Raw genomic sequence first — 25,479 nt, 5'->3', positions numbered from 1 at the left:
CCATCCCCACCCACTGAGCACCCTGACCCGGGAACACGAACACCACACCAGCACCCGCGTCCACCACCGCGTCCCCCAGGAACACACCCGACGCCGGCTCACCCGCCACCACAGCCCGCAACCCCGCCAGCAACTCCACGTGGTCAGCACCCGTCACCACCACACGGTGATCGAACAACGACCGCGACGTCACCAACGACCGCCCCACAGCAGCCACATCCAGCCCGGGCTCACCCTCCGCCCACGCCAGCAACTTGACCGCCTGAGCACGCACCGCCTCCACCGACTTACCCGACACCACCCACGGCACGACCCGCTCGGGGCCGAGCCATGGGTGCCGGTACTGGAAGGCGGAGGGCTCACGCATGTCGTCGACGCCGAACAGCTTCTGCCACTGCACGGGAACACCGCGGACGTACAGTTCCGCCAGCGCTGCCATGAACGTCTGTGCGTCCCCCGGGCGCAGCGTCACCGTGTCGGCAGAGTCGGCAGTGGTCGGCCCGAGGGCCAGCACCGTCGCCACACCGGCTGTACGCAGCACTTCCAGGCCGTCGGACACATCCGCCGACTCGAGGAGCCCGCTCGCCCAGTGCTCGGGTGAGGCGATCTCCTCAGCCGAAACGATCCGCCCGGCCACGATCGGGATGCGCGGAGCGGAATACGTGAGCACCCTGGCGACCCAGCGCATCTCCTCCAGCACGGCGCCGGGTCGGGAACCGGCAGCGGCGAGTTCCCTCGCCAGCCTGTCGCGCGCTGCGGACAGCGCGGCGGCGTCCGCCAGGGAGAGCACCCCGGCAATATGGGCGGCGGTGATCTCGCCGGAGCCCTGCCCGATGACGTGGTCCGGAACGACGCCGAAGGACTCCAGCAACCGGGCCAGCGCGACCTCGACAGCGAAGGCCGCGGGCTGCGCCCAGGCGGCGTCGTCCAGTGCCTCGTCGACGTGCAGGGTCCCGAGAAGCATCGGCTTCAACGGGCGGGGCAGGTGGACGTCGAGCTCCGCGCACACGGCGTCGAGGGCCTGAGCGAAGACCGGGAACCGTTCGTACAGCCCGACTCCGGGCAGCTCGGTCACGTCGCCCGTGAACAGGAACGCGGTGTGTCCCTCGCTCACGCGTGCGCTCGTCACGTTCGGTGCTTCTTCTCCGGCGGCCAGGGCGCTCAGGCCACGGCGGACTGCGTCCGCGTCCGTGGCGACCACCGCGGCTCGGTGGGGCAGCCACGTCCGGCCGGTCGCCGCCGAGGACACGTAGTCCCGCACGGAGGCGAGGTCCGCGTGCGCCAGTGTCTGCGCCTGGGCACGCAGGGATTCCTGGTCCAGGGCGGACAGCAGCACCGGCCCGGTCACCGCCTGCCGCTCCGCCGGAGCGGTGTCGGGGGCTGACTCGAGGATCAGGTGTGCGTTGGTGCCGCTGAAGCCGAACGCGGACACCCCGGCGCGGCGCGGTCGCTGCGTACGCCGCCACTCGCGTGCCGACCGCAGTAGCTCCACCGCGCCGGACGTCCAGTCCACGCGGGACGACGGCTCATCGGAGTGGAGGGTGCGCGGCATGACCTCGTGGCGCATCGCCATCACCATCTTGATGACGCCCGCCACACCCGCCGCGGCCTGGGTGTGGCCGATGTTGGTCTTCAGCGACCCCAGCCACACGGGCTCCGTCCTGCCCTGGCCATAGGTAGCGAGCAGCGCCTGCGCCTCGATCAGGTCTCCCAGGGCGGTGCCGGTGCCGTGCGCCTCGACGATGTCGACCTCGGACGGCGCGACGCCGGCGTTCGCGAGCGCCTGGCGGATGAGCCGCTGCTGCGCGCGACCGCTGGGCGCGGTGAGGCCGTTGGTGGCGCCATCGGAGTTGATCGCGGAGCCGCGCAGGACCGCCAGGATCTGGTGTCCGTGTCGCCGGGCGTCGGAGAGTCGTTCCAGGACGACCATGCCCACGCCCTCGCCCCAGGCGGTGCCGTCAGCGCCCTCACCGAAGGCCTTGCACCGGCCGTCGGCGGCGAGTCCGCGTTGGCGGCTGAATCCGAGGAAGCCGCCGACGGTCGCCATCACGGCGACACCTCCGGCCAGTGCCAGGTCGCACTCGCCGCGGGCGAGGGACTGCGCGGCGAGGTGCAGCGCGACCAGGGAGCCCGAGCACGCGGTGTCGACCGTGAGTACCGGGCCCTGGAGCCCCATCGCGTAAGCGATCCGGCCCGAACCGACACTCGAGGCGTTGCCCGTGATCAGGTAGCCCTCGGCACCGTCGCGTGCGTGGACGAGCTTCGGGCCGTACTCGTGGTCCTCCATCCCCACGAACACGCCGGTCGCGGACCCTGCCAGGGCCTTCGGGTCGATCCCGGCCCGCTCAACGGCCTCCCACGAAACCTCCAGCAGCAGCCGCTGCTGTGGGTCCATCGCCTGGGCCTCACGCGGTGAGATCGCGAAGAACTCGGCGTCGAAGTCCGCGGCCCCGGTGAGGAAGCCACCGGAGCGCACATAGGTCTTGCCCGCGCGGTCAGGGTCGCTGTCGTAGGACCCGGCCACGTCCCAGCCGCGGTCGTCCGGGAAGTCCCCGATGGCGTCGGTCTCGTCCAGCACCAGCTGCCAGAGGTCCTCGGGTGAGCCCACCCCGCCGGGGAACCGGCAGCCCATGCCGACCAGGACGACGGGGTCGTCGGCGGTGGCCCGCTCGTGGCGTACGGGGGCGGCGGTGTCCTTGTCGCCGAACAACTCGTGGGCGAGGAAGTCCGTCAGATCGGCCGCGGTCGGTTCGTCGAAGGCCATCGATACCGGCAGGGACAGGCCCGTCGCGGCGGTGAGGCCGCGGTGCAGGTCGACCGCGGCCAGCGAGCCAAGCCCCAGGTCCGCGAACCGCTGTTCCGGCTTGACGCGCTCGCCGTCCGGCAGCTGAAGGACCGCGGATATCTGCGTCACGACGAGGTCCAGCAGCAGGTGCCGGGCCCGCTCCGGGGTCACTCGGTGCAGCCGTGCGAGCAGGTCCTCCGGTGCCTCGGGTCCCGAGGGCGTCGACGACGGGGCATCGGTGGTCATGCGGTTTCTCCAACGTGGGACGGCGAGGGCAGCAAGGCCGACTTCGGGTCGACCTTCACGACGTGGAAGTGCCGGACAGTGGTGTCCAACCGGGAGAAGAGTGCGTCTGCTCCGGCGAAGTGGACGGTGTGCACTCCCCGGGCGACGAGGGTGCCGACGACAGCGCGCCAGTCGAACGGCCGGTTGAAGGTGTCGAGCAGCATCGTGCGCATGGCCTCGGCCGTGTCGACGATCGAGCCGTCCTGGTCCTTGACCACGGTGATCCGGGGCGCGCGGATGTCGAACCCGGAGAAGACGTCCTGCTCCATCGCGTGGCGCAGTTCGCCGAGGAGGGTAGCGTGGGCGGGCGGGCGCATGGTGTACATGGAGTAGCCGCCGATCCGGCTGATGGCGGTCTTGAAGTCGTCGAGGAGAGCCTCCCGCATCGACACCATGGCGAACCCGCGGTCGAGGTCGCCCGAGACCTCCAACCAGTCGCCGCGCCCGGTCCACTCGGCGAGCAGTTCGGCCAGCCGGTCCTCCGGTACGCGTACGACGGTGTGGGTGACCACGTCGGTATGTCGTGTGAGGAAGTACTCGCGTTCCCGGCGCGCGATCCGGGCGGTCAGCCGGATTCCATCGGCGAGGTCCAGGGCGCCGGAGTAGACGGCGGTGGGGCGGAGCCCGAAGCTCGGCCCTGCGCATAACAGAGGCCGCGCGCCCAACTGTGTTTCCGCCCGCTCGGCGAGCGCGAGCGAGCTGATGAGGGACGCGACCTGCGCCGCCTCGGAGTAGTCGTCGTCCGCGGAGTCGTGGAAGCGTTGGAGCAGTGAGTAGCCGAGCACCTCGTCGGCGACGCGCAGCCGGGGGCGGGCGAACCGGTCCAGAACGAGGAACTTCCCCAGGGCGGCGAAGGTCGTTCCCGCCAGTCCCGCGAACACGACCGCGCTCGTCTGCTCGCCGGGGCGAGGTGCCCGGGTCGCCGGGCGGCCGGTGGGGCTGGGCATCGTTCCTCCATATGCGGGGTGGACCGCCGGTGGTTCGCCGGCGCCGCGGTCGGTGGCGGCACGACGCTGTACCGACATGCAGGGGGTAAAGGGAGCCACGGCCTTGGTTCTCGTGGGCGGGTCGGAGTCGACTCCGCGCAGGCTGATCCGGTCTCAGTGCCGAAAGGTGTGGCATTGGTCTCCGGTCCCGGTTCAGGAGCTGAGGAGGAGTCTCAAGTTTCCGGGAACAGCGATCGGTAGAACGGCGTCGAGCGGAAGCCATGCTGATGGTGTGCCGAACTCCAGCGCAACGGCACTGCGGGGCCGACGTCACGGCGCAGCTTGCCCGTCAGCGCGTAGTCGGGGTGTACGCCGTCGTCGCTCATCGCCGTGGTGAACTGGAACTCGAACCGGTCGCCCGGCCGCACCGGCAGGCCTGCCTCTGACAGCGGGGCGTACACCGGGGTCCAACTGCTCGGCTGGACAAGGGAGTCGAGCGTCTCGTCGCCCTCGGCCACCCACAGGCGCATGCCCAGCGCGAGCCCGTGGAAGCGGCCCCGCCGCGTGAACGTCAGCTCGGCCCGGTCGACACCCTCCGGTCGCAGTTCACCGTTGAACTCGAGCGGCTCCACCTCGGCGGTGTCGGACACGTACGACCGTTCCTGCGTCTGCGGATCGTCCTGCAGTCCCACGAGGCAGACCCGCAGATCGAAGGGGCGGCCCACCGAAGCGAACACCTGCTCCACATAACGGAAGGTGAACAGGGGGAAGCTGGGCAGTTCACCGGCCGCCGCACTGGTCAGGTCCAGCGCCACGGCCGTGGTGACGCTGCGGTGCGGGATGAACACTCCGCCGGGCTTCACCAAGCGCTCCCGAGCGTCCCGCAGCACCGCGCCCGCGCCCTCGGAGCCGCCGAGCGTGCCTATGATCTCGGAGACACACATGTCGACGGGCTCGGGGAGCTCGATCTCGGTGGACAGGCCTTCGACCACGGTGATCCGGTCGGCGAAGCCGGCCTGTTCGATGGTCTCCCGGGCGATCTGCGCGGACCTGGGGATGACTTCCACGGCCCACACGTGCCGCGCCCCGGCGCGGGCGGCGGCCAACGCCCACACCGCGTCCTGCCCGGTGCCGATGTCGAGCACCGTCCGCCCGGGTGCGTAGCGTCGGACGGCTTCGGCATAACGGTCCATCCGCAGCTCGTCCTTGAGCATCTGACCGTATGCGAAGTCGTCGTACAGGGGGTATTCGCCGATGGAGGGGAACAGCCACACCGGCGGGTTGGACTCGTAGACGCATGCCCGGACGGGCAAGGTGTGCCCGGAGGTAGCTAACTCGGTGATGAAGGAACGAGCCACCTGCAAGTCCTTTCCCTGGACGACGACCGACCGGTCGGAGCCAGCCGCCGTACTGATCAGCACCAGCATGCCATGCCCCGGAGCCAGACCCAACAACGATTGAACCTCGGCAAGTTGCGGCGATAGAAGCGGGTCAGGCTTTTATGGACGACATGATCGAGGACCACTACTCTGAGCGCTCAGCCACGGCCGATGCGTGTCGTGCGCTTCAACGACGACTGCTGATGGGACGCGCCAACGTGCGGTGACCTTTACGGAACAGCGGGGTGAATTCCATGGCCGCGAAAATCTTCGCCGCCGATTCGGCCGAGACTTTGACGGATTTCGAGCAGAAGGCTCTCGCCATCGCCGACACCCTGCGTGCGCGGGGAGTGCACACCGGCACGCGGGTCCTGCTCAAGGCGGGGAACTCGACAGGTTTTGTGGGCGCGTTACTGGCTCTGATGCACATCGGCGCGTCGATCGTACTGGTGGACCAGCAGGAGAAGGCAGACGAAACGGAACGTATCCGAACCCAGGCCAGGGCAAAGGTCGTCCTGGTCGACGACGATGCGCCGGTGCACGACGGCGATGAAGTCGCCTCCCTCTACGAGCTGCTGGCCGTGTCGGCGGGACGGACGCACATGGATCGCGCCCTTGACTTCACCGCGTGGTCCGCGCTGCCCGACGGACTGATCATGTGGTCGTCCGGCTCCACCGGTCAGCCCAAGGGGATCGTGAAGAACGGCGGCCGGTTCCTGAAGAACCTCGAACGCAACGCGGAACAGGTCGGGCACACCTCCGACGACGTGCTGCTGCCGCTGCTGCCCTTCAACCACCAGTACGGGCTGTCGATGGTCCTGATCGCGTGGATCGCCCGCTGTTCGCTGGTGATCGCCCCCTTCCGCCGATTAGACCGCGCCCTGCGCATCGCCGGGTACACGGGCGCAACCGTCCTGGACGCGACACCGGCGACGTACCGCTCGATCCTGAACATCCTCGCGAAACGCCCCGCGTCGAAAGCCTCCCTCGGCACGGTCCGCATGTTCTGCAGCGGCGCCGCCGCGCTCGACCCCACCCTCAACCGCCGTTACGTCGACGAGTTCGGCCTGCCGCTGCTCGACAGCTACGGCAGCACCGAACTGGGCAATGTGGCGTTCGCGACACTCGACAACCCCGTGGCCTGCGGCACGGTGCTGGACGGGCTCGCCCTGAAGGTGGTCGGCGACACCGGCGAAGTGCTGTCCTCGGACGCGATCGGCGAGGTGCTCGTTGACTGCCCGGACATGATGCTCGGTTACCTGAACCCCGACGGCGATCTCGACCCCGTCCCCCAGGGCTGGTTCGCCACCGGCGACCTCGGCTACCTCGACGACCACGCCAACCTCCACGTGATCGGCCGCAAGTTGGCGGTGAACCGCAACGGCTACACCCTCTACCCGGAGATCATCGAACGCAAGATCGCCGACCGGGGATGCTCAGCCAAGATCGTCTCCATGCCCGCCGCGGACCGGGGCTGTTCCCTCGTCTTCTTCGTCGAAGATGAGCAGGCCCGCGACGCCAAACACTGGCAGGCCCTCATCAAGGCGGTCCTGCCGCCCTGGGAGCAGCCGAACCGTCTGCATGTGCTTGACCGCTTCCCCCTCAACACCAACGGCAAGCCGCACAGGCGAAAGCTCGAGGAGCTCGCGCTCCAGCTGTTCTCCCAGCCCGACCAAGGCCCTGGCCATGGCCAGGAGGCCACCGGCAGCTCATGACGACCGCGAAGACCGCACCGAGGCGGCGGTGTTCTGCTCAGCCTTGCGAGCGGCGGCTCAGCCCCTCCGAGCGGCGGAGGCCAGCTCTTCAGCGACAAGCTTCACGATCCGTTCCTGATGACTCGCCAGGAAGAAGTGGCCGCCGGAGAAACGGTGGATGCCGAATCCACCAGTGGTGTGCCTTTCCCAGGCGTCCGCTTCTTCCCTGCTCACCCTCGGGTCGGCATCACCGGTCAGTACCGTGACGGGGGCCAGCACGGTGTCTTCAAGTGCGGCGCGGTAGTTCTCGATCGCGGTGTAGTCGCTGCGAATGGCAGGCAGCACCATGCGGAGGATTTCCTCGTCACCGAGAATCCTCGAGTCGGTTCCGCTGAGTGCACGCATTTCCGCAACGATCCCGTCGTCGTCCCGCAGATGCACCGTCTCGTCGCGGAAACTCGAGGGTGAGCGCCGTCCGGAGGCGAAGATCCGCACCGGTGAGACGCCATGGTCGCGCTCCAGCCTGCGGGTCACCTCGAAGGCCAGGACCGCGCCCATGCTGTGGCCGAAAAGAGCCAGTGGCCGGTCCAGCCACGGCACGAGTTCCGCGGTGAGTCGGTCGGCGTAGACACCGATGTCGGTGATCCCGGGCTCATCCCTGCGGTCCTGTCTGCCGGGGTACTGCACCGACAGGACGTCCACCGCCGGAGCCAGCGCCTGGGACATGGGAAAGTAGAAGGGGGCCGAGCCGCCGGCATGCGGCAGACAGACCAGCCGGATCGGGCTTTCATCCGAGGGGTGATAACGACGGACCCATCGGCCGGTGTACAGCTTCTCCATCAAGGGGCCAGAAACTCCTTGTTCAAGTCCACAAGACCGCCACACGCATCCAACGCTGCGAGCATATACGCGCCACGAACCGACGGGGCTCGGGCCGACATGCCGGCGCACCAAGAAGCCCTCGGAGTCGGGGCCCCGTCCAGGGCGCAGGCGTCACGGTGACCCTTGCGCGAACGCCGACCGTCTGGTTGCCAAATCCCTGGTACGGCACCGCGGCGCGCAGTACACCGCGTCCGAGCTTTCGACCGAAGACTCCAGGCGCCCACCGAGGCTGCGGCTCAAACCACCGCGTCCGGCAGGGATCAGGAACAGGCAGACATGAACTCACGGCGGTCGAACGTCCAGCGAACCACTGAGACAGTCAAAAGGTGATCCCCGGCGGGGAGTTGGCACGTTTCCATGTCAACGGCACTGGTAGAGTGCGCCTGCCGCCTACACGTAACGGGGTTTGGTCGCCTCCCACCCGGCGCAGCGACAGGGTGTGGTGTTTCCAGGTGTCAGTGGAGCGCCGTCAAGGAGCTTGTCCGAATCGATCGGCTTCGCTTCGAGGGCGTCTGAACCGCACTCGCGCACACGGTGACGGAGTTCCCGTACGCAGAATCGAGGCGTGGCTGGCGCGGCTCCGGCAGTCAGGCGATGTGGGCGATACCGACATGCCGTCCGGCGCCCAGGAGGTTCACCCCATGATGTCTGCGCCTACGCCCGCCACGACGATGCTGGTGCCGGACTTTCCTTTCTCCTATGACAGTTGGTTACGCCATCCCGTCGGCCTCGGCACCCTGCCGAGCGCCGTGCACGGCACCGAAGTCGCGGTCGTCGGTGGCGGAGTGTCCGGCCTCACCGCGGCATACGAACTCCTACGCCTGGGGCTTCGTCCGGTCCTCTACGAAGCGGAGCAGCTGGGCGGCCGGATGCGCTCCCTGCCTTTCCCCGGAAAACCGGAGTACAAGGCGGAGATGGGAGCGATGCGCTTCCCCCTCTCCGCGAGGTCCCTGTTCCACTACATAGACCTGCTGGAGCTGCGCACCCGCCCCTTTCCCAACCCGCTGGCGCCGACCACCCCGAGCACGCTGATCGCCCTGAACGGCGGTCGCGACCGGGCGCGCAGGCCCGACGAGCTCCCGGACCTCTACCACGGGGTCGCCAGCGCCTGGGAGAAGGCGCTGCAGGAGCGGGCCGACTTGGCCGTGTTGCGTGACGCCGTGCAGCGGCGGGACGTCATCTCGCTCAAGGCGCTCTGGAACCGACTGGTCGCGGAGTTCGACGACCAGTCCTTCTACGGGTTTTTGGCCACCTCACCCACCTTCCGGTCGTTCCGGCACCGGGAGTTCTTCGGCCAGGTCGGTTTCGGTACCGGCGGATGGGACACCGACTTCCCCAACTCGGTGCTGGAGGTTCTGCGTGTCGTAGTCACCGGGGCCGACGACAACCAGGTCGGCATCATCGGCGGCTCCTCCCAGGTGCCGCACGGGCTGTGGGAGCACCGGCCGACGACGCTCACGCATTGGCCGAAGGGCACCTCGCTGGCGTCACTGCACGGCGGTCGGCCACGCCCCGCGGTCACCCGGCTGCGGCGTACAGCGGACGGCATACGGGTGACGGACGAGGACGGAGAGGAGCGGGGGTTCCCCGCGGTGGTCTTCAGCCCGCACGTGTGGACGCTGCTGCACCAGATCGACTGCGATCCGGCGCTGCTGTCCACTCCGCTGTGGACGGCGGTGGAGCGGACCCACTACATGGGCGCCTCCAAGCTGTTCGTCCTGGTCGACCGGCCGTTCTGGCGGGACATCGACCCGGCGACCGGCCAGGACGTGATGAGCATGACGCTCACCGATCGGCTGCCGCGCGGGGTCTATCTGTTCGACGAGGGGCCTGACCGGCATGCGGTGATGTGTCTGTCGTACACCTGGAACGACGACTCGTTGAAGGTCGCCACGCTCTCGGCCGAGGAGCGGCTGAAGGCGTTGCTGACCCAGCTGGGCGCCATCTATCCGGGTGTCGACATCCGCTCGCACATCGTCGCGGAGCCGCTGACCGTCACCTGGGAGACCGAGCCCCGCTATATGGGGGCCTTCAAGTCGAATCTGCCCGGCCACTACCGCTATCAACGACGACTGTTCACCCAGTTCATGCAGGACGGGATGGACCCGGAGCAGCGCGGATTCTTCCTGTGCGGGGACGACGTCTCCTGGACCGGGGGTTTCGCCGAGGGGGCCGTGACCACGGCGCTGAACGCCGTGTGGGGGGTGCTGCACCATCTGGGCGGCGCCACACATCCGGAGAATCCCGGCCCCGGCGACCTCTTCGATGTCTTCGCCCCGCTGGAGCTTCCATACGACTGACCGCGCCCGGCGTCTCACCGAGTTCGACCGCCGGCGCGCCGCTGGCCTTCGACGGCCGCCGCAGGCTTGTGCGGCTGCGGCTGCGGCTGACGGCGGACTTGCCGTGCCCCGGCCGACGCCAAGAAGGCTCGCGCCGAGCACCTCTACGCGATCGCCGACGGCGAGGTCGCACCCGAGAACGGTGCGCCCGAAATCGTTTTCTGCACGGACGAGTTCGGACCCTTCCGGCAGTGGGCCTCACTCGCAGGCAAGCACAGGGACCCCTCCGCAAGCCCCGCCGCAGGCGCCGGGCGACCCACAACCGCTACGACGGAGTACGGCACCTGTTCGCCGCCCCGGACCTGGCCAAGGACAAGCTCCACGGCCACACCAAGTCGATCAGGAACCGCACCCAGTTCCTGGAGTTCTGCCGCTACCTGCGAAGCCTCTACCCACCCGAGATCCACCTCGCGATCGTCTGCGACAACTTCTCCCCGCACCTGACCACGGAAAAATGCCGGCGTGTCGGCACCTGGGCCGCGGAGAACAACATCGAGACCGCCCACACGCCCACCAGCAGCTCCTGACATAACCACATCGAGGCCCAGTTCACGGCCTCGCCGTACTTCGCCCTCGACGGCACCGACCACGTCGGCCACAAAGAAGGGCAGCGTGATCCGCCACTACATCCTCTGGCGAAACCGCCACGCGACGTCCTGCGCCTACGCGCCGTCGTCGACTGGACGAACGTGGGCCTGAGTTCTGCCGGAGCCTTCGGCGCGTACAGGGACAACCAGGCGTCGATGAGACGCCAGGACGTCGCGACCGGGCGCACGACAGGGTCCATGCCTCGTCGGGGAGGTTGCATCATCATGCGGGGAATCAGCCACCGGGACGCATGTGGTCAGCTACGTCGAGCCAATAGCCAGCCGCGAACGGCTCAGCACGACGCCAAAGAGACAGAATTTAGGGACGGCTCGGCCCCGAGGCGGCTGCCCAAATGATGTTGCGTCTGTCCGGGGTGTCGTGGAGCCTCTCACGCCGGAGGTGGTCACAGTGACCGACATCAGGATCTCCCTGTCCGTGCGCGATCTCACCCACGAAGACCTGCCCTCTTGCGACTGGTCGGGCTCCGCCCTGCATGTGAGGCAGATCGCCGAGCAGTTGCGCCGGGCCGAGCGCGGCGAGGTCGACTATCTGGCCGTTTGCGGGCCCGCAGACGTGCCGGTGGCGATCGGCGGCATCGACTACGTGCTCAAGAGTGGTGCTGGCACGCTCTGGCAGCTCGGTGTCCACCCGGCGCTTCAGTCGTGTGGCGTCGGCACCCTGCTGATCAGCTCCGCAGAGGCTCGGATCACAGCCCGTGGTCTGGCGGTGGCCGAACTGGGCGTGGAGGAGAGCAACCCCAGAGCCCGAGCCCTCTACGAGCGATTGGGCTACCGGCCCTACGGCCGTGAGCTGGACTCCTGGGACGTGGAGACCGAAGAGGGCCCGGTCAAGCGGTACGAAACCATGTGCACGTTGATGCGCAAGGACCTGACATAGCCAGGGTCGCCAGCAATCCGAGCGAACATCGGGCGCCGCGACAGCGAAGCGACGGCACGAAGGACGGGGAACAGCGCACCGTCGGAAAGTTCTTCGAGCAACTCGCCGAAGTGTGCACGGGAGACCCGGACAGGACAGGATGGGAACAGGCCGCACGGGCCCAGGCAAGCGTGACAAGTCGCCTTGCCCGTACGGCTCTTCTCGTGTCACGGGCAGACCGCGACCACAAGTCCTACGACTGTGCCGGCCATACCACCGCTTGGGCGACGATGACCCTCTCACCGTTGAAAGTGACCGCAGGGCCGTCGTGCAGTTCGTAGCCAAGAGCTATCGCTTCGCTCACACGATGGCAGAACGCGGCGTCGTCCGGGCCGGTCAAGACTCGGTAGATAGGCAATCCGTCTGGTGGTGTACTCATGAAGAAAAAGATCTCATGCGCACCCGTCCACCGAGCCAGGCGACCAGCCTTCCCAGGCCAATCGCTCCCAAGGTCGTAACCCCCTCCCGCCGGTAATCCATGAGATCGAACTCGGGGCGCTCGCCCAGTACTACAGCGGCCCCGATCTCGCGTCCCGGAAGGCGAAGGGCGACGACTTCCGGCCCCGCGGCTGCTGGTGGATCATCGAGCCCGTCACGCGGGCCATCGCGGGGCCGCGCAGCTGACGGCACGGTCAACCACTGCCTGTGGAACGCGCCCACCGTGCCGTTCGACGTCGCGTACGCGATCGGGACGCTCGCCTTCGTCGACCCACACCGCTCGCCGCATGCACTGCGCGACGGCCTGCATCCGGGCGCCCCCTTGGTCCTCTCGCTCCTGCACACCGACCTGCACGGCCGAAGTCCGTCCACGGAAAGCGAACAGGGCATCCTGTTGGTCCCGCACCGCCGCGGCACCCTCGAAACGTCCTGGCGGCAGCGTGGAGGCCGGGGAATCCTTCGAGGACACAGTGGTCCGCGAACTCGCCCAGGAGACCGGTATGGTCGAGTCGGCATGTGCTCCAACGGCTGGAGTACAGCCGCTCGGGATTTCCTCCCCTGGTGGCCAGGAGGGTGACCGCGCTGTCCGGACCGATGCCCACCGGTACGAGCAGTGTCGACGATCACGAATTGCGTGAACGGCTACACGGGTACCTCGCCACTGCCCGTGGGGACAGTACTCTCGTCCTTTCACCCGTTGTCTCGCTGTGACAGCGTTGTGGGCCGAGAAGGACTCGGAGCTGCCTCTCACCGCTGGAATGACCGACCTCGGCCGGACCGAGATCAGGGCGAGAGCGGCAACTCAAGGCACATGGGGGGAGCCGGGTTGAGGGAACAAGAGCGGCGGCAGGCGTCCAGGCACTCGCCGGCCCGGCTTGCCCGGCCTGCCGTGACGCGTGATACGCCGCCAACCGGTATCGGCGCCGGAGCGGTTCCCGCCCCGCGCGAGGTGATGGCACTGCAGGGGTTGGCCGGCAACGCCGGCACCACCAGGCTGCTGGCTCAGCAGAGTGCGGGGGGTGGTCGTCGCCCCGGCCCTCAGCAGCGGTCGGGTACGGCGCACCCCGTACAGCGCGCCGTCGGCCGGGACGCCAACGCGGCGGCCGAGGTCCGCACGACAGAGGGACGAGCGGACGTCGGCGTGCCCGCTGCCGCTCGGGTTGTCCAGCGGATGCCGTGGCCCGACCCTGCCGCGGCCCACCAGCGCATGCTGGAGCAGGGGTGGCAGGCGACCGAGGACGGCGGGTACACCAGGGCCCCGCAGCCGGAGACCGGGGAGCCGGCCGGCGGCCGACAGGCGGAGACCGCGCAGCAGGAGCAGGAGCAGGGCGGGGACGACCGCATCACGCTTCGCGTGCTGGTGCGGAAGAACGCCAGTTTCCGTGACGAGGACTACTTCCAGCGGGTCGGTCACTCCTGGGTGGCGTTCTACAAGAACGACAAGTTCCATTTGTCCGCGGGCTTCTATCCCAGAGGCGGGCAGATCAACCAGGAAGCACCGTACCGGAGCGTGCCCGGCGAGGTGCGGCTGAATCAGGACGATCCGAGCAACGCGACCACCGAGTTGTCGGTCCCCCTCACCCAGAAGCAGTTCTCGAAGGCGCAGAAGTACATCGAGACAAACCTGAACCGCGACTACAACGTGTTGCGCCACAACTGCACCGACTTCGTGATCGGGGTGCACAAGGCCGCCACCGGCCACAGTCCTCCCGGCCGCAATCTGCTGATGCCGAACAACCCTAACGATCTGCACTCCGGCATCAAGAAACACAACAACAAGGAGAAGGACAAAGACAAGGGCAAGTAGGGCGGGAACCGGGTAGGGGCCGGATACCGCCGGCCTCGGAGACGGCCTGTCGAGCAGGTACGGAGGGACTGGCTTGCGTTGTAGCTGATACCGGCACTCGTTCGTGGCAGAAACCCAACAACGGTCAGCACATCCAGCGTCAGCATCCGGGCCCCGTGGGCGCTCGCCAGCCCGGCCAGTCGTCGGCGGCTGGTGACCAGCACCGTGCAGGTGGCGCTGCCCGGCAGCAGCGCGGTCGCCTGCTCGGCGTCGGCGGCGTTGTCCAGCACGATCGGCATTCGTCTGCCCTCGAGCAGACTCCGGTGCAGCGCGAGCTGAGCCTGCGCATCCACCGGCACGGCCCCGGACTCCGCCCCCAGCGCGTCGAGGGACCCGCGTACCGCGGCAGCGAGCGCGACGGGCTTGCCCGAGGGACCGCTGCCGCAGTGCCGATCCGCATCGTGCGGCGAAGCGCGTCGTCTATCGTCGTAGCGTGCCCGATCTCGAGCTGCGACACCTCAGGTACCTCATCGCCGTGGCGGAAGCCGGCAGCATCACGCGGGCGGCGCAGCGGCTCATGATGACCCAGCCGGCGCTGTCGCGGGCGATCAAGGCGCTGGAGCGCACGGTCGGCGTCCCCCTCTTCGTGCGCCGGTCCCACGCCACGGAACTGACGGTGGCGGGCGGGGCGTTGCTCTCCGAGGCGTACGAACTGGTGGGCCGTTCCCAGGCCGCTCTTGAGCGCGCCCGCGGCATGCGGTCCGGGGCGGAGACCCTCACCGTGACCGCTCCTCTGTGTGACGTCGTGGCCGTGACGGCGGCGAGCCGGTCCTTCGAGGCGGACCGTCCGGGTGTGCGGGTGAATGTCGTCCCGCGCGAGTGGCTCTCCCCGCTGCACGAGTTGCGGGCGGGCGCGGCGGACGTGTCGTTCCTGCGGGACCGCCACGACCGGGACGGGCTGACCGTCGACCGGCTCGCGCGCGAACCACGCAAGGTCCTGCTCCCTGCGGACCATCCCCTGGCCGCCCGCGAGAGGCTGACTCTGTCCGATCTGTGGGACGAGCCGGTCACCCACTGGGCCGGCATGTCCCCGGAGGAGGCGGACCACTGGACCGGAGCCGACACCGACGGGCGCCCGAGACGGCACGGCCCTCTGGTGCGGAACGCGACCGATGTGCTCGCCGCTGTCGCCCTCGGCCGGGCCGTCGCCTTCGTCCACGGCTCGACGCTGCCGGACACCGAGCTGCCCGGACTGCGCGTGCGTCCGGTCGACGGCCTCTCCCAGAGCCGTCTCGAGATCGGAGTGCCGGCCCGTAACGCACACCCGGTCGCCGAGGAGTTCGTGGAGCACGCCCGCGACCGGTGGGCCCCGACAGGCCGTTGACCGTCACGCGCGGCGAGGCGCGAGGCGCCACGCACGGCAGGGCGGCACCGTCTCTGTCGGCCGGGCATGCCGGCAGGGCATGCCCGGCGCTGCCGCATCGGCGTTACCGGCGGGACCGGTGCCACTGGTTGGATCACGGGTGAACGTCCGACGTGCCGACCGGACGGAGATCCGCGCGGACGAGTGGCCCTCACACCGTGCCGGACCCCGTGGTATCCCCCTTGGTGCGACACCGCGAGCCGTCGGCACTTGGAGGAGACAGGATGCGCATGGGGCTTGTCGTGGACGAGAGCGGACCGTCCCTGGAGACGATCGTCGTTCAGACCCGGGCCGCCGCCCGGGCCGGCTTCGGCGGGGTGTGGATGAGTCAGCGTACGGGCCGGGACGCACTGACCCCACTGGCGGTCGCGGGGCACGAAGTGCCCGGCATCGAACTGGGCACAGCGGTGATTCCCACGCACCCCAGACACCCACTGGCGGGCGCGACCGGTGTCGTGGCGATGCCCGCGGGGCCGGACGAGGAGCGGGCCCGGACGATCGGTCTGCTGAGCGCTCCGACCACTGCGGGCGCTCAGGAACTGGGATGACCGACGCGACCCCGACAGGGCTTCCGCCCGGACGACATGACTGGAGTGACAGGATGTTCACCATCTCGCAGGAGCCCTGGGACTGTGCCGACGGCGATCGACTTCGTCGTGCCATGGAGACGGAGCTGGCCGCCCGTTACGGCATCCCGGACCAGGAGACCGACAAACCGACCGCGGAGAGCGTCGACGTGTTCCTGGTCGCCCGTGACACCGTTGGAGACGCGACCGGCTGCGGTGCTCTGCGCCTGCTGCCCGACGGCACCGGGGAGATCAAGCGCATGTACGTCTCTCCGGGGGCTCGTGGCACGGGCGTGGCCGTGGGCGTCCTGCGTGAACTCGAGGAGCACGCACGCCGACGGGGGATCGTCACTGTGCAGTTGTCGACCGGCGTCAAGCAGCCCGACGCGATCCGCTTCTACGAACGCGAGGGCTACCGGCGCACCGACGGCTACGGCCCCTACAAGGGCCACCCCATGGCCGTCTGCTTCGCCCGCGCCCTGGTCTGAGGCGACCGTCGCCGGACGCCGGCCTCAGAAGTCCTGACCAACCACACGTGTCCGACTGGCTCTTGGTGATCAGGCATGGCTTCGCCTCGCGCTCCTTGGAGACACACCCGCCCCGGCCTCGTCACGAAGGCTGAACAGTTCCCCGGGCATCGGGGACCGGTCGGCACATGCGTGGGTCCGCGCGCCCCTCACCCGCAGTCACCCGCCGGCCGGCCGCCGCACGGACCGACGGCCCACACCGTCCGATCCCCGGCAGCAGACCGCGAACACTCGACGACGGTCCGTCAGTGTCACCGGGAAGGAACAGGCAGGCTCCGCCGCCGGCCGACTGTGTCGAAGCGGCCATGCGACCGGACATCCTCGGCGAACACGGCACTCCGGCCGATCCGGTGGAGCAGTTCAGAGCCGAGGCTACGTTCCAACGTCCGGCCCCGCCTGGACAGGGACGACTGCGACCCGTGGACCGCGGGGGCAGCCCGGTTCGAACCGCCGGAGTCGCCGGCCGCCGGGACGTACTCCAGCTGCCGGACGTCCATCGGCGCCTCGGCCCGTACGGGCGCCTTCGCGGTCCTCCAGGGCGCTGATGGCGGTGGCGGTGAGGCTGTGGGTGATGTGGTCGCGCATCAGCTGAGCAGCCTCGGCGGCCCGGTCGAAAGACCTCCCCCTGCAACTGATGCGTATCGGCCCGTCCGGAGATGACCGCCGAACCCGGCCTCACCCTCACCATCTACGCTGCCGAGCCCGGATCCGCCTCTGGACCCGCCGGGTCGCAAAATTTTTCGGACCGTCGGACAGATGGACCGAACCGGTGAACCGAGTCCGGGAGTGCGGCGTGGGGATCAGGCGGCTCGCACACCCCGCTCGCCCTCGCCTTGAGCTGACCTGCGGGCGCGGTGACGTCGTAGTGCTTCCGTGAACATGCGAGGCGTCACCTTGCGCGATGCGCGCTGTGACACCTCTTGACGCCGACCGGGCCCGTTCCTACAGTCCAACCCGTTCGGCGTTACTTGTTTTAGCGCAATGTTTCGCAGCAGGCGCAGTCCGCTTTTCCGGCCCCCCATGGAGAGGACCGAGCGAGCACCATGAGCCATGCCAGACGACAGGCGTTGATCGTGCGCGACGGCCGGGAGGGCGACAGCTCCGCCCTGACCACGAACCTCTTCCGGCCCTTCCTCGTCCGACACGGCTTCGAGGTCCTCGTCGAAGACTGCTTGGAGGTCTACGAGGACGAGAAACTGCTCGCACAGACCGATCTGGTCGTGCAGTGCTGGCAAGCGGGCGACATCACGCCCGGGGAGAGCGCCAGTCTGCGGGCGGCCGTCCAGGGCGGAACGGGTCTCGTCGGCTGGCACTCCGGGCTCGTGGACGCCTTCCCCGAGGACTTCGACTACCAGTTGCTCGTCGGCGGAAGGTTCCGGCTCGACCCGTCGGGGGGCGGCCGTCACCGGGTGCGACTGGCCGCGGAACGGGCCGACCACCCGGTGGTCACCGGCCTGTGCGACTTCGACACCGACGTGGAACGCTACTGGCCGCTCCACGATCCACTCATAGACGTCCTGGCGACCATCACGTTCGACGGCGACGACAGTCGCCCCGGTGCCTCGACCGTACCGGCGGTGTGGACCAGGACGTGGGGACGCGGCCGGGTGTTCGCCTCCACCCTTCGCTGCCGCCCCAACGGCACCGGCATGACCCATGAACGCGCGTTGATAGAGCGCGGGTTGCTCTGGGCCAGCCGGTGACGCACCGGTCCGCGCCGCCTCCCCCGTATGTCTTGACGAGATGCGCTCTGATCTCTTAGCTTCGCTCCCTGCTGTTTCGAAATGTTTTTAGCCTCCAGCCCATGGTCGTGGCACGCACCCTGCTGTCGGCGTCGGCACGCTCCTCCTGGAGCAGCCCCGGCGCCTCGCGCCCGCATCGCACCGGAAGAGAAGCCATGTCGTCAGCAGCCACGCCGGGCCGTCCCTTGCAGGTCACCGTCTGGAGCGAGGGCCGGCACGAGCGGCAGAACCCCGAGGTCGCCGCGCGCTACCCGGAAGGCATGCACGGCGCGGTGGCGGGGGCCGTCATCACGTATCTGGGCCAGGGGGCAGAGGTACGGACCGCGACACTGGACGCACCCGAACACGGACTGACCGAGGACGTACTGGCCGGGACGGACGTGCTGACCTGGTGGGGGCACCTCGCGCACCACGAGGTGTCGGACGAGGTGGTGACTCGGGTGCACCGCCGGGTGCTGGCCGGAATGGGCCTGATCGTGCTGCACTCGGGGCACTGGTCGAAGATCTTCACACGGCTCATGGGCACGACCTGCACTCTGCGCTGGCGCAGTGAACGCGACCGCGAAGTCGTCTGGACGGTGGCTCCCACCCATCCCGTGGCGGCCGGCGTGCCGCACCCGTTCGTCATCGACGAGCAGGAGATGTACGGGGAGTTCTTCGACATCCCCGACCCCGACGAACTGGTCTTCATCAGCTCCTTCAGCGGCGGCGAGGTGTTCCGCAGCGGCTGCGCCTTCCGGCGCGGCCACGGAAAGATCTTCTACTTCAGTCCCGGAGACCAGGACTATCCCGTCTACCACCATCCGCACGTCCGCCGCGTCATCGCCAACGCCGTGCGCTGGGCGGCTCCTGAGACCGGCCTGTCGACCCCACGGCTGATCCACAGCGAACCCGGCTGGTTCGAGCCAGGCGGCGGACCGGCATGACGTTCCCGTCCTTCAGGACACTTCACCCGGACGAGGGTCCGGTGCGTGTCCTGGTCGTGGGAGCCGGCCGCATGGCACGTGTCTGGCTCCGGGCGATCCTGTCCTCGCCCGGCACGGAACTCGCGGGCGTCGTCGACCTCGTCCCCACCACGGCCGAGGCGCTGGTGTGCCGGGCAGGCGTGCCGGACACGCCCACCGGACACGACCTGGCCGCGCTGGCGGCGGCCACCCGCCCCGACGCCGTCGTGAACGTGACCGTCCCCGAGGCCCATCTGCCCGTGGCCCTGGCGGCACTTGCCCTCGGGCTGCCGGTCCTGGGCGAGAAGCCCGTGGCCGCCACCGTGCCCGAGGCACTGCGGCTGGCCGCCGCTTCCGAGACGACGGGCGAATTGTTCATGGTCAGTCAGTCGCGGCGTTTCGGCCGACACCCGGCTGCCTTCCGGGGCCGCGCGCGGCTGCTGGGCCGGCCCGGCATCCTCACCACCGACTTCTTCAGGGCGCCGCGTTTCGGAGGCTTCCGCGAAACCATGGCCCATCCGCTCCTCCTCGACATGGCGATCCACCCGTTCGACACCGCCCGGTGGCTGCTGGACGCGGAACCGGTGTCGGTCCGCTGCGAGGCGTACAACCCCGCCTGGAGCTGGTACGCGGGTGACGCCGCCGCCACGGCGGTCTTCGAGATGACCGGCGGCATCCGGTACGTGTACAACGGCAGTTGGTGCAGCGTCGGCCTGGAGACCTCGTGGAACGGGGCCTGGCGGCTCAGCGCCGAGCTAGGGTCGGCCACCTGGGACGGTGAACACCCGCCCGAGGTCCAGTTCCATGACGCCGATGGCGTACCTCGGTCGGAAGGCGAGGCCGGGGAGGAGGCCGCTCCGGAGGGAGTGGCGGGCGCGCTGGCGGAGTTCGTCCGCGCACTGCGCACCGGCATCACGCCCACGGGTGAGGTGCACGGCAACGTGCTCAGCCTCGCCATGGTGGCAGCCGCCGTGACCTCCGCGCGGACCGACGACCGCGTTCCCATCGAGCCGCTGCTCGAGGAGGCCCTGACCGAGGCGCGTGCGGCCGCCACCGGACCGGAAGCGGCACGCCTGCGTGCCTGGCCGTCGGCGAGCGAGGCGCTGGCCGTCGCACCGAGAGGACTGCACAGTGGTGGATGACGTCACGTCGGCGGGTAACGGGACCGAGGCGGCGAACCGGCTGCCGCGCCCCACCCTCGCGCAGATCGCCGAAACAGCAGGCGTGTCGGTGTCCACCGTCTCCAAGGTCCTGAACGATCGGACGGACGTCTCGCCGGACACCCGCGCCAAGGTGGACTCGGCTCTGAGGGAACACAGGTATGTGCGCAGAGGTGTCCCTGCCGACGGTCCGACTGTCCGGACCGTCGACCTGGTGATGAGCGGGCTGGACGGCTCGTGGCCCGCCAGCGTCGCCAGTGGCATGGAGGCGGCGGCGTACGAGGCCGGTGTGCACGTGGCGATCTCTGTGGCGCGCACCTCCGCGCCGAGCGGCAGGCAGGCAGGCCGGGACTGGGTGGACCGCATCCTGGAACGCGGCACCGTCGGCGTGGTTCTGGGACTGATCGAGCCGACGGCGGACCAGGTGGCACGGCTGCGGAGGGCGCAGGTGCCGTGCGTCGTCATCGACCCGCTCAGCGATCCTTCGCCCGAGGTGATGTCCGTGGGGACGACGAACTGGGCCGGTGCCTATGAGGCGACCGCCCACCTTCTGGACCTGGGCCATCGCCGCATCGCCTTGGTGACGGGTCCGCCCGACCACCTCTATTCCCGGGCCCGCATCGCCGGCTACCGCTCGGCGATGGCCGCCGCGGGCGTCGACGTGTCGCCCGAGCTGATGCGGCACGGCACCTACGAACGCGCCAGCGGTGCCGAGCAGGTCCGGGCGCTCATCGCGCTGCCCGGACCACCGACCGCCTTGTTCATCTGCTCCGACCACATGGCCATCGGCGGGTACGAGGCGTTGACAGAGGCCGGCCTGCGGGTGCCCGACGACGTCAGCGTGGTCGGCTTCGACGACCTGCCCGAGGCCCGCTGGGTCTCCCCCGCACTGACCACCGTGCGCCAGCCGCTCAAGGAGATGGGCGGCAGCGCCCTGCGCACCCTGCTCAGACTGATCAACGGCGAAGAGTTGGAGAGCCGCCGGGTGGAACTGGCGACCACCCTCGTGGTCCGGGACAGCACAGGCGCCCTGAAGAGGAGCGGTTGGCCGCACGCAGAGCGCCCGACGCGGACGGGTCGGTGACCGTGGACTCGACGGGCTGCTGGTGCCCGCACGCCGTCAGGAGGCCGGGCGCCGTCGTGGCGGCGTGATGGCGTACAGGTCGAGGATGTCCGGCCGGGGTGCGACGCCCGGTCCGTCGGCGCGGGCCCATGCGACGACGTCCTCGGTCGCGTCCTGGTCATCGACCGGGACCGCGCCGGATTCACACCGGCTTCCTCGTTCCGCCGTCGCCCTGTCGCCGGCCGTCGTCCCGTCCCGGGACGCCGTACCGGTCGTCAGTCCGTCTCCTGGGCGTGGGGGGCCGTCGCGGGCGGATGGGTCGGACGGTCCCGTCCGCCGTCACGGCCCGACACCACCACGACGACCAGGCCGACGACGACGGCTGCGACGGCGGCCCGTCCCGCCGCCCGCACCCACCAGCCCGGCCGGGCCGCGCCCCCGTTGGGCGGATCCAGCCGTTCGGCGCGCCGAGCGGGTCTCAGCAGGCGGAGCAACAGCAGTACGGCGACGGGTAGTTGCAGCAGCCACAGGACGGTGCGCGGCCACTCCCCGTACCAGACGTTGGTTCCGTACAGCAGCGTGTGCCACACGCTCAGCACGTACACGACGATCACGAACCGGTGCAGCCGCCGCCAGGTGTTCGCTCCGATGCGGTGCCGGACGTAGAACAGCAACCCCAGCGGAATCGCCAGGTACAGGGCGCCCTGTCCGATCGGGATGGCGATCCTGCCGGTCCCGGAGTCGTACCAGCCCGGCACGAAGCTGTCGGCGAAACCCACCCACAGCCGCTCGGCCCAGTCCACCTTCGTCTCGTAGCGGACGAGTTCCGCCGTGAACATCAGCGCGTGCGCGAACATCAACGCCGTCGTCGTCAGGCTCGTGGTGCGGTGCCAGCGCTCCAGCACCTGCCGGGAGACCGGCAGCCGGGCGGGGCGCGGCCCCGACAGCAGCAGACCGAGCATGACCGTGCCCCAGGCCCACAGCAGCCCCGACCAGCCGAACGCCTGGCTGAGCAGGTACATCCAGTAGGTGCCGGGATCGTCCATGAACGGCATGACCGCGACCGTGTCCGAAGCACCCGATTCCATGCGCGCCCACAGGAGGACGAACACGAGCGCCGTGACCACCACCGCCGCGGTGGCGTCGGGCAGGGCGGACCGCAGATCGCGGCGCAGCGCGACGCGGTCCCCGGGAGGCCGTCGCCGTCCGGGCGGTGCCGCTTCCCCTTCTTCCTCCGGACTCGCGTCTGACAGCATCAGAGACCTCCCGGGCACGGACCACCGCAGCAACGGTGCACATGTGGCGTGAGGCAACAAGTCTGGCCGAGGAGGCAGCGATTCCCAGAGGGGTTATCCGGCCAGAGCCGCCGCGAGGACCGTCCTGGTATCCGCACGGTGTGGGTCGACGGCGGCTACCGCCGGTACTCGTCACACATGCCGCCGCTCCCGGCATCGACATGGAGATCAGCGCACGCACGCTGGGGGCCGAGGGCTTCGCCCCGGTCCCGATGCCGTGGGCGGTCGAGCGCACCTACGGCTGGTTCGTGCTCCACCGTCGCCTCGCCCGCGACCACGAAACCTGCCCGTCCGCTCCGAAGCCACGATCCACCGCGCCTTGACCGACCTCATGGCCCGCCGCCTCACCCGTGAGGACACCGTCTCCTGGCGCGGCCCGACGCCACAGACCAACGGCAGATTGCGGGACGAGCATGGGGTGAGAACGTCGTCTCACAGCAGTTGCTTCACGGCCCATGAAAGGGTCGGGGACGCTTCGTGAGTCAGATAGGCGTGAGGCCCCGCCTGCAGGGCCAGTCGGCCGGCGGCATTGGCGATTGCGTTCCTCGTCGTGCTGAGCCCTTGTCGGGTGATGATCTGCCGGTCGTCGTTGACGATCCACGAATCCCCCGGCTCGAAGGAATTGCCGCCGGCTCCCACGAGTACGAGTTTGCGCGTACCCCACTCAGGGTCGGAGTAGTGGAAGTACCAGGCGTCGAAGGTGCCGGCCGTGGTGGTGAACTCCGTCTTCTTGTGCTTGTTGAACAGGGTCGGTGTCTTGCGGGTCTCCTTCTGGATCACCGTGACGCGGGGCGGCTTCATTCCGCGTTGCCGTGCCAGCATGGCGTAGAGGGCGCCCATGGACTCGGCTGGACCGCGCAGGAGCCAGGGCGGCCGGCTGCCGACTGCCGCCGGGATGAGCTCGTCGGCGAGCACGTGCTGACTGTTGAGCGAGCCGATCCAACGGCCACGCGTCTCCGCCAGCCATGCGGCGACATGCTCGGGTGACCCCAGGCTGGACCGCAAGTAGGGGAGGACGACCGGCAACGCTTCCCGGATCGACTTCACGTAGCAGGACGGGCACAAGACACCCCTTCCAGCCCAGGCTGGTGGCTGCCCGCCCGCGTTGGTGAGGATCTCAGCGAGCGTGTACGAGTAGTTCCCGCGCTCCCCCCGGCAGACGTACTCCTTTCCCATGACGCACTGACCGTCTGCGGGCTCCCCACAGGAACAGAAATACACGGTTGCCCCCTCCTCGTGTAACTGCTGTTTGATCGTGAATACCACGGTTACGAGTCGCGTGAGAGGCCGTTACGGGATTCGGCTTGTCATCGCCACGGAGGGCCACTGCCGCCCGCTGTCTCCACTGGTCACGCCGGGACAACGGGCGGGCGGGCCGCGCACGGTTCGAGCCGGTCATGGACACGATCCATGTCCCCCCGCGCGGGACGCGGCCGCCCCCGCCGCCGCACGCCGGACAGCGTGAGCACCGACAAGGCATACGGCGACCGCACGATCCGCGCCTGCCTCCGCAAGCGCGCCGGGCAACCCGTGCGGTCACGCCGGTCGAGGATGCTCCTGTGGGCGATGACCTTCTCGCGGGGAGGCGGACGACGCCCTCGCCGGGCACACCGTTGCGCCTGCCGCACTCCTCAGCCCGCCGCGTGCCCGCCGGCCTGGGGGGCAGCCTCGACGCGCTTGCCGAGGTTGCCGTCCCGGTGTCAGGCCGCCGCGGGCCGTGACGCAGGAGAATGCCTGATGCAGGAGAAGGGCAGCGGACCACGCCGCTGGTGTCCGGTCGTGCCGGCTACTGGCCCGCGTCTCCGGGCCGCCGCTTGCGCGGCACCGATTCCAGGACGAGGTCGTAGGAACAGCCGACGAGGTCCTTCACCGTGGCCGGGGTGATGTCCTGGCCCGCGCTCACGGAGATCCAGTGCCGTTTGTCGAGGTACCGTCCGGGAGTAACGCAGTCGTGCTTCTGCCGCAGGGACCGCGCGCGGTCGGGTTCGGCCTTGACGGTGATGATCTGCTCGTAGGGGTCGTCCGTGACGATCAGGAAGACCTTCCCCGCCACTTTGTAGACGTCCAACTTCTCGGTGAAGGGGCGACCGTTGCTGACACCGGGCACTTTGCCGGCGGTACTGCGCGCGACGTCCTGGAGCCGCTTTCCGGTGATCGTCATCGTCGTCCCCCGGCGTGGCTGCCGTACGTTTCCGGATCGACCGGCTGGTCCGACCGGGGAAGGTTGCCGACCACGAGCCGGTAGGACTCGGTGACGAGCTCTTTGACCAGCTTCGTGTCGATCGAGTCGCCGGCCTCCAGCGTGATCCAGTGCTTCTTGCGCCTACCACAATCACCTCTGGTACGACCGCCCCGCCGACGGCTACCAGCTCTCCCCCTCGATCCGCCTGATCGAAACGCCCGGCCACACTCCCCAGGACATCTCCACCGTCGCGGAAACCGCCGAAGGGACCGTTGTCCTCACCCACGCCTGGTGGAGCGTCCTCGGCCCCGCCGAGGATCCCACCTCCGACGACCACGAGGGCCTGCGCGCCTCCCGCGGCGATCCGTCGCGGCCAGACCTGCGCCTTCCCCACCGCTGCGGAGAATCCCACGCGCCCGGACCCCGGAGGCGGTGCCTGGCCGGGGGTGCGGCCGCCGACGGGGGACTGTAAAACGATCGGTGTAACTCCTGATCAAGGAAGATGCATCGATGACCAGCGACAACGTGACCGAGGCCGA

The 25,479-nt window shown here is 69.2% G+C and carries 20 protein-coding genes and 5 pseudogenes; 14 read left to right on the top strand and 11 right to left on the bottom strand.

The genetic code is table 11. The annotated features are described in order from the left end of the window. The 3 genes and pseudogenes from ACP4IX_RS35025 to ACP4IX_RS35015 form a co-directional block, all read right to left on the bottom strand. A pseudogene (locus ACP4IX_RS35025) lies at positions 1–2,863 on the bottom strand (type I polyketide synthase); the annotation flags it as partial. A gap of 164 nt (positions 2,864–3,027) precedes the next feature. Beyond that, positions 3,028–4,017: an ACP S-malonyltransferase gene (locus ACP4IX_RS35020; RefSeq protein WP_426525287.1), complete on the bottom strand. Its 990-nt coding sequence runs from the start codon at positions 4,015–4,017 to the stop codon at positions 3,028–3,030. A 212-nt stretch (positions 4,018–4,229) separates the two neighbouring features. Then, entirely contained in the window at positions 4,230–5,354 is a 1,125-nt protein-coding gene (locus tag ACP4IX_RS35015) for a 50S ribosomal protein L11 methyltransferase (protein ID WP_426525285.1), read from the bottom strand. Positions 5,355–5,629: 275 nt separating this feature from the next. On the opposite strand from ACP4IX_RS35015, the gene ACP4IX_RS35010 reads away from it, so the two are divergent. Further along, on the top strand, positions 5,630–7,090 hold the full coding sequence (locus ACP4IX_RS35010; RefSeq protein WP_426558592.1) for a class I adenylate-forming enzyme family protein: 1,461 nt from the start codon (positions 5,630–5,632) through the stop codon (positions 7,088–7,090). A gap of 57 nt (positions 7,091–7,147) precedes the next feature. Here ACP4IX_RS35010 and ACP4IX_RS35005 read toward each other — a convergent pair whose 3' ends face one another. Further along, on the bottom strand, positions 7,148–7,909 hold the full coding sequence (locus tag ACP4IX_RS35005) for a thioesterase II family protein (RefSeq protein WP_426525293.1): 762 nt from the start codon (positions 7,907–7,909) through the stop codon (positions 7,148–7,150). A 683-nt stretch (positions 7,910–8,592) separates the two neighbouring features. Here ACP4IX_RS35005 and ACP4IX_RS35000 point away from each other — a divergent pair. The 3 genes and pseudogenes from ACP4IX_RS35000 to ACP4IX_RS34990 all read left to right on the top strand — a co-directional run bounded on the left by ACP4IX_RS35000 (position 8,593) and on the right by ACP4IX_RS34990 (position 11,775). After that, complete coding sequence (locus tag ACP4IX_RS35000; RefSeq protein WP_426558590.1) at positions 8,593–10,251, top strand: flavin monoamine oxidase family protein; 1,659 nt, start codon at positions 8,593–8,595, stop codon at positions 10,249–10,251. A 120-nt stretch (positions 10,252–10,371) separates the two neighbouring features. Further along, positions 10,372–10,982 (top strand): annotated as a pseudogene (locus ACP4IX_RS34995) (IS630 family transposase); the annotation flags it as partial. A 304-nt stretch (positions 10,983–11,286) separates the two neighbouring features. Next, on the top strand, positions 11,287–11,775 hold the full coding sequence (locus tag ACP4IX_RS34990) for a GNAT family N-acetyltransferase (protein ID WP_426525279.1): 489 nt from the start codon (positions 11,287–11,289) through the stop codon (positions 11,773–11,775). A gap of 232 nt (positions 11,776–12,007) precedes the next feature. Here the strand turns inward: ACP4IX_RS34990 and ACP4IX_RS34985 are convergent, their stop codons facing one another. After that, positions 12,008–12,193 carry a DUF1737 domain-containing protein gene (locus ACP4IX_RS34985; protein WP_426525277.1) on the bottom strand — a complete coding sequence of 62 codons (186 nt, stop codon included), beginning with the start codon at positions 12,191–12,193 and terminating at the stop codon, positions 12,008–12,010. Positions 12,194–12,539: 346 nt separating this feature from the next. Here ACP4IX_RS34985 and ACP4IX_RS34980 point away from each other — a divergent pair, with 346 nt between their 5' ends. The 5 genes from ACP4IX_RS34980 (at position 12,540) to ACP4IX_RS34960 (ending at position 16,515) form a co-directional block, all read left to right on the top strand. After that, positions 12,540–12,890 (top strand): NUDIX domain-containing protein, encoded by a 351-nt coding sequence (locus tag ACP4IX_RS34980; RefSeq protein ID WP_426558588.1) that lies wholly within the window; start codon positions 12,540–12,542, stop codon positions 12,888–12,890. A 314-nt stretch (positions 12,891–13,204) separates the two neighbouring features. Beyond that, the gene (locus ACP4IX_RS34975) at positions 13,205–14,059 is read left to right on the top strand and encodes a hypothetical protein (RefSeq protein WP_426525273.1); all 855 of its coding nucleotides are present in this window, start codon (positions 13,205–13,207) and stop codon (positions 14,057–14,059) included. A gap of 472 nt (positions 14,060–14,531) precedes the next feature. Continuing rightward, entirely contained in the window at positions 14,532–15,422 is an 891-nt protein-coding gene (locus tag ACP4IX_RS34970) for a LysR family transcriptional regulator (RefSeq protein ID WP_426558586.1), read from the top strand. Between the two features lie 269 nt (positions 15,423–15,691). Beyond that, entirely contained in the window at positions 15,692–16,009 is a 318-nt protein-coding gene (locus ACP4IX_RS34965; RefSeq protein ID WP_426558584.1) for an LLM class flavin-dependent oxidoreductase, read from the top strand. A 53-nt stretch (positions 16,010–16,062) separates the two neighbouring features. After that, complete coding sequence (locus ACP4IX_RS34960) at positions 16,063–16,515, top strand: GNAT family N-acetyltransferase (protein ID WP_426558582.1); 453 nt, start codon at positions 16,063–16,065, stop codon at positions 16,513–16,515. A 290-nt stretch (positions 16,516–16,805) separates the two neighbouring features. Here ACP4IX_RS34960 and ACP4IX_RS34955 read toward each other — a convergent pair whose 3' ends face one another. Continuing rightward, on the bottom strand, positions 16,806–17,051 hold the full coding sequence (locus ACP4IX_RS34955; protein ID WP_426558580.1) for a LysR family transcriptional regulator: 246 nt from the start codon (positions 17,049–17,051) through the stop codon (positions 16,806–16,808). 546 nt (positions 17,052–17,597) lie between these two features. Between ACP4IX_RS34955 and ACP4IX_RS34950 the strand changes: the two genes are divergently transcribed. The 4 genes from ACP4IX_RS34950 to ACP4IX_RS34935 all read left to right on the top strand — a co-directional run bounded on the left by ACP4IX_RS34950 (position 17,598) and on the right by ACP4IX_RS34935 (position 21,484). Further along, the gene (locus ACP4IX_RS34950) at positions 17,598–18,257 is read left to right on the top strand and encodes a ThuA domain-containing protein (RefSeq protein ID WP_426558578.1); all 660 of its coding nucleotides are present in this window, start codon (positions 17,598–17,600) and stop codon (positions 18,255–18,257) included. 194 nt (positions 18,258–18,451) lie between these two features. Beyond that, positions 18,452–19,222 carry a ThuA domain-containing protein gene (locus ACP4IX_RS34945; protein ID WP_426558576.1) on the top strand — a complete coding sequence of 257 codons (771 nt, stop codon included), beginning with the start codon at positions 18,452–18,454 and terminating at the stop codon, positions 19,220–19,222. After that, a complete protein-coding gene (locus ACP4IX_RS34940; RefSeq protein ID WP_426558574.1) occupies positions 19,219–20,382 on the top strand; it encodes a Gfo/Idh/MocA family protein in 1,164 nt (387 codons plus the stop codon). Before ACP4IX_RS34945 ends, ACP4IX_RS34940 begins: the two co-directional genes overlap by 4 nt. Positions 20,383–20,422: 40 nt before the next feature. Then, positions 20,423–21,484, top strand: coding sequence for a LacI family DNA-binding transcriptional regulator (locus ACP4IX_RS34935; RefSeq protein ID WP_426558594.1), 1,062 nt, complete (start codon positions 20,423–20,425; stop codon positions 21,482–21,484). 36 nt (positions 21,485–21,520) lie between these two features. On the opposite strand, the pseudogene ACP4IX_RS34930 reads toward ACP4IX_RS34935, so the two are convergent. Next, positions 21,521–21,649: pseudogene (locus tag ACP4IX_RS34930) on the bottom strand ((2Fe-2S) ferredoxin domain-containing protein); the annotation flags it as partial. A gap of 89 nt (positions 21,650–21,738) precedes the next feature. Further along, the gene (locus ACP4IX_RS34925) at positions 21,739–22,719 is read right to left on the bottom strand and encodes a ferric reductase-like transmembrane domain-containing protein (RefSeq protein ID WP_426558572.1); all 981 of its coding nucleotides are present in this window, start codon (positions 22,717–22,719) and stop codon (positions 21,739–21,741) included. 117 nt (positions 22,720–22,836) lie between these two features. Here ACP4IX_RS34925 and ACP4IX_RS34920 point away from each other — a divergent pair. Continuing rightward, a pseudogene (locus tag ACP4IX_RS34920) lies at positions 22,837–23,149 on the top strand (IS5 family transposase); the annotation flags it as partial. Between the two features lie 41 nt (positions 23,150–23,190). Here ACP4IX_RS34920 and ACP4IX_RS34915 read toward each other — a convergent pair. The 3 genes and pseudogenes from ACP4IX_RS34915 to ACP4IX_RS34905 form a co-directional block, all read right to left on the bottom strand. Next, the gene (locus ACP4IX_RS34915) at positions 23,191–23,805 is read right to left on the bottom strand and encodes a hypothetical protein (RefSeq protein WP_426558570.1); all 615 of its coding nucleotides are present in this window, start codon (positions 23,803–23,805) and stop codon (positions 23,191–23,193) included. Between the two features lie 739 nt (positions 23,806–24,544). Then, on the bottom strand, positions 24,545–24,919 hold the full coding sequence (locus ACP4IX_RS34910; protein ID WP_426558568.1) for an MmcQ/YjbR family DNA-binding protein: 375 nt from the start codon (positions 24,917–24,919) through the stop codon (positions 24,545–24,547). Then, positions 24,916–25,077, bottom strand: a pseudogene (locus ACP4IX_RS34905) (MmcQ/YjbR family DNA-binding protein); the annotation flags it as partial. The pseudogene ACP4IX_RS34905 and the gene ACP4IX_RS34910, both read right to left, overlap by 4 nt. Between the last annotated feature and the right edge of the window lie 402 nt (positions 25,078–25,479).

It is taken from the genome of Streptomyces sp. WG5, assembly GCF_049974565.1.
Lineage (GTDB): Bacteria > Actinomycetota > Actinomycetes > Streptomycetales > Streptomycetaceae > Streptomyces.
This window is presented reverse-complemented; position numbering and strand designations above follow the sequence as displayed.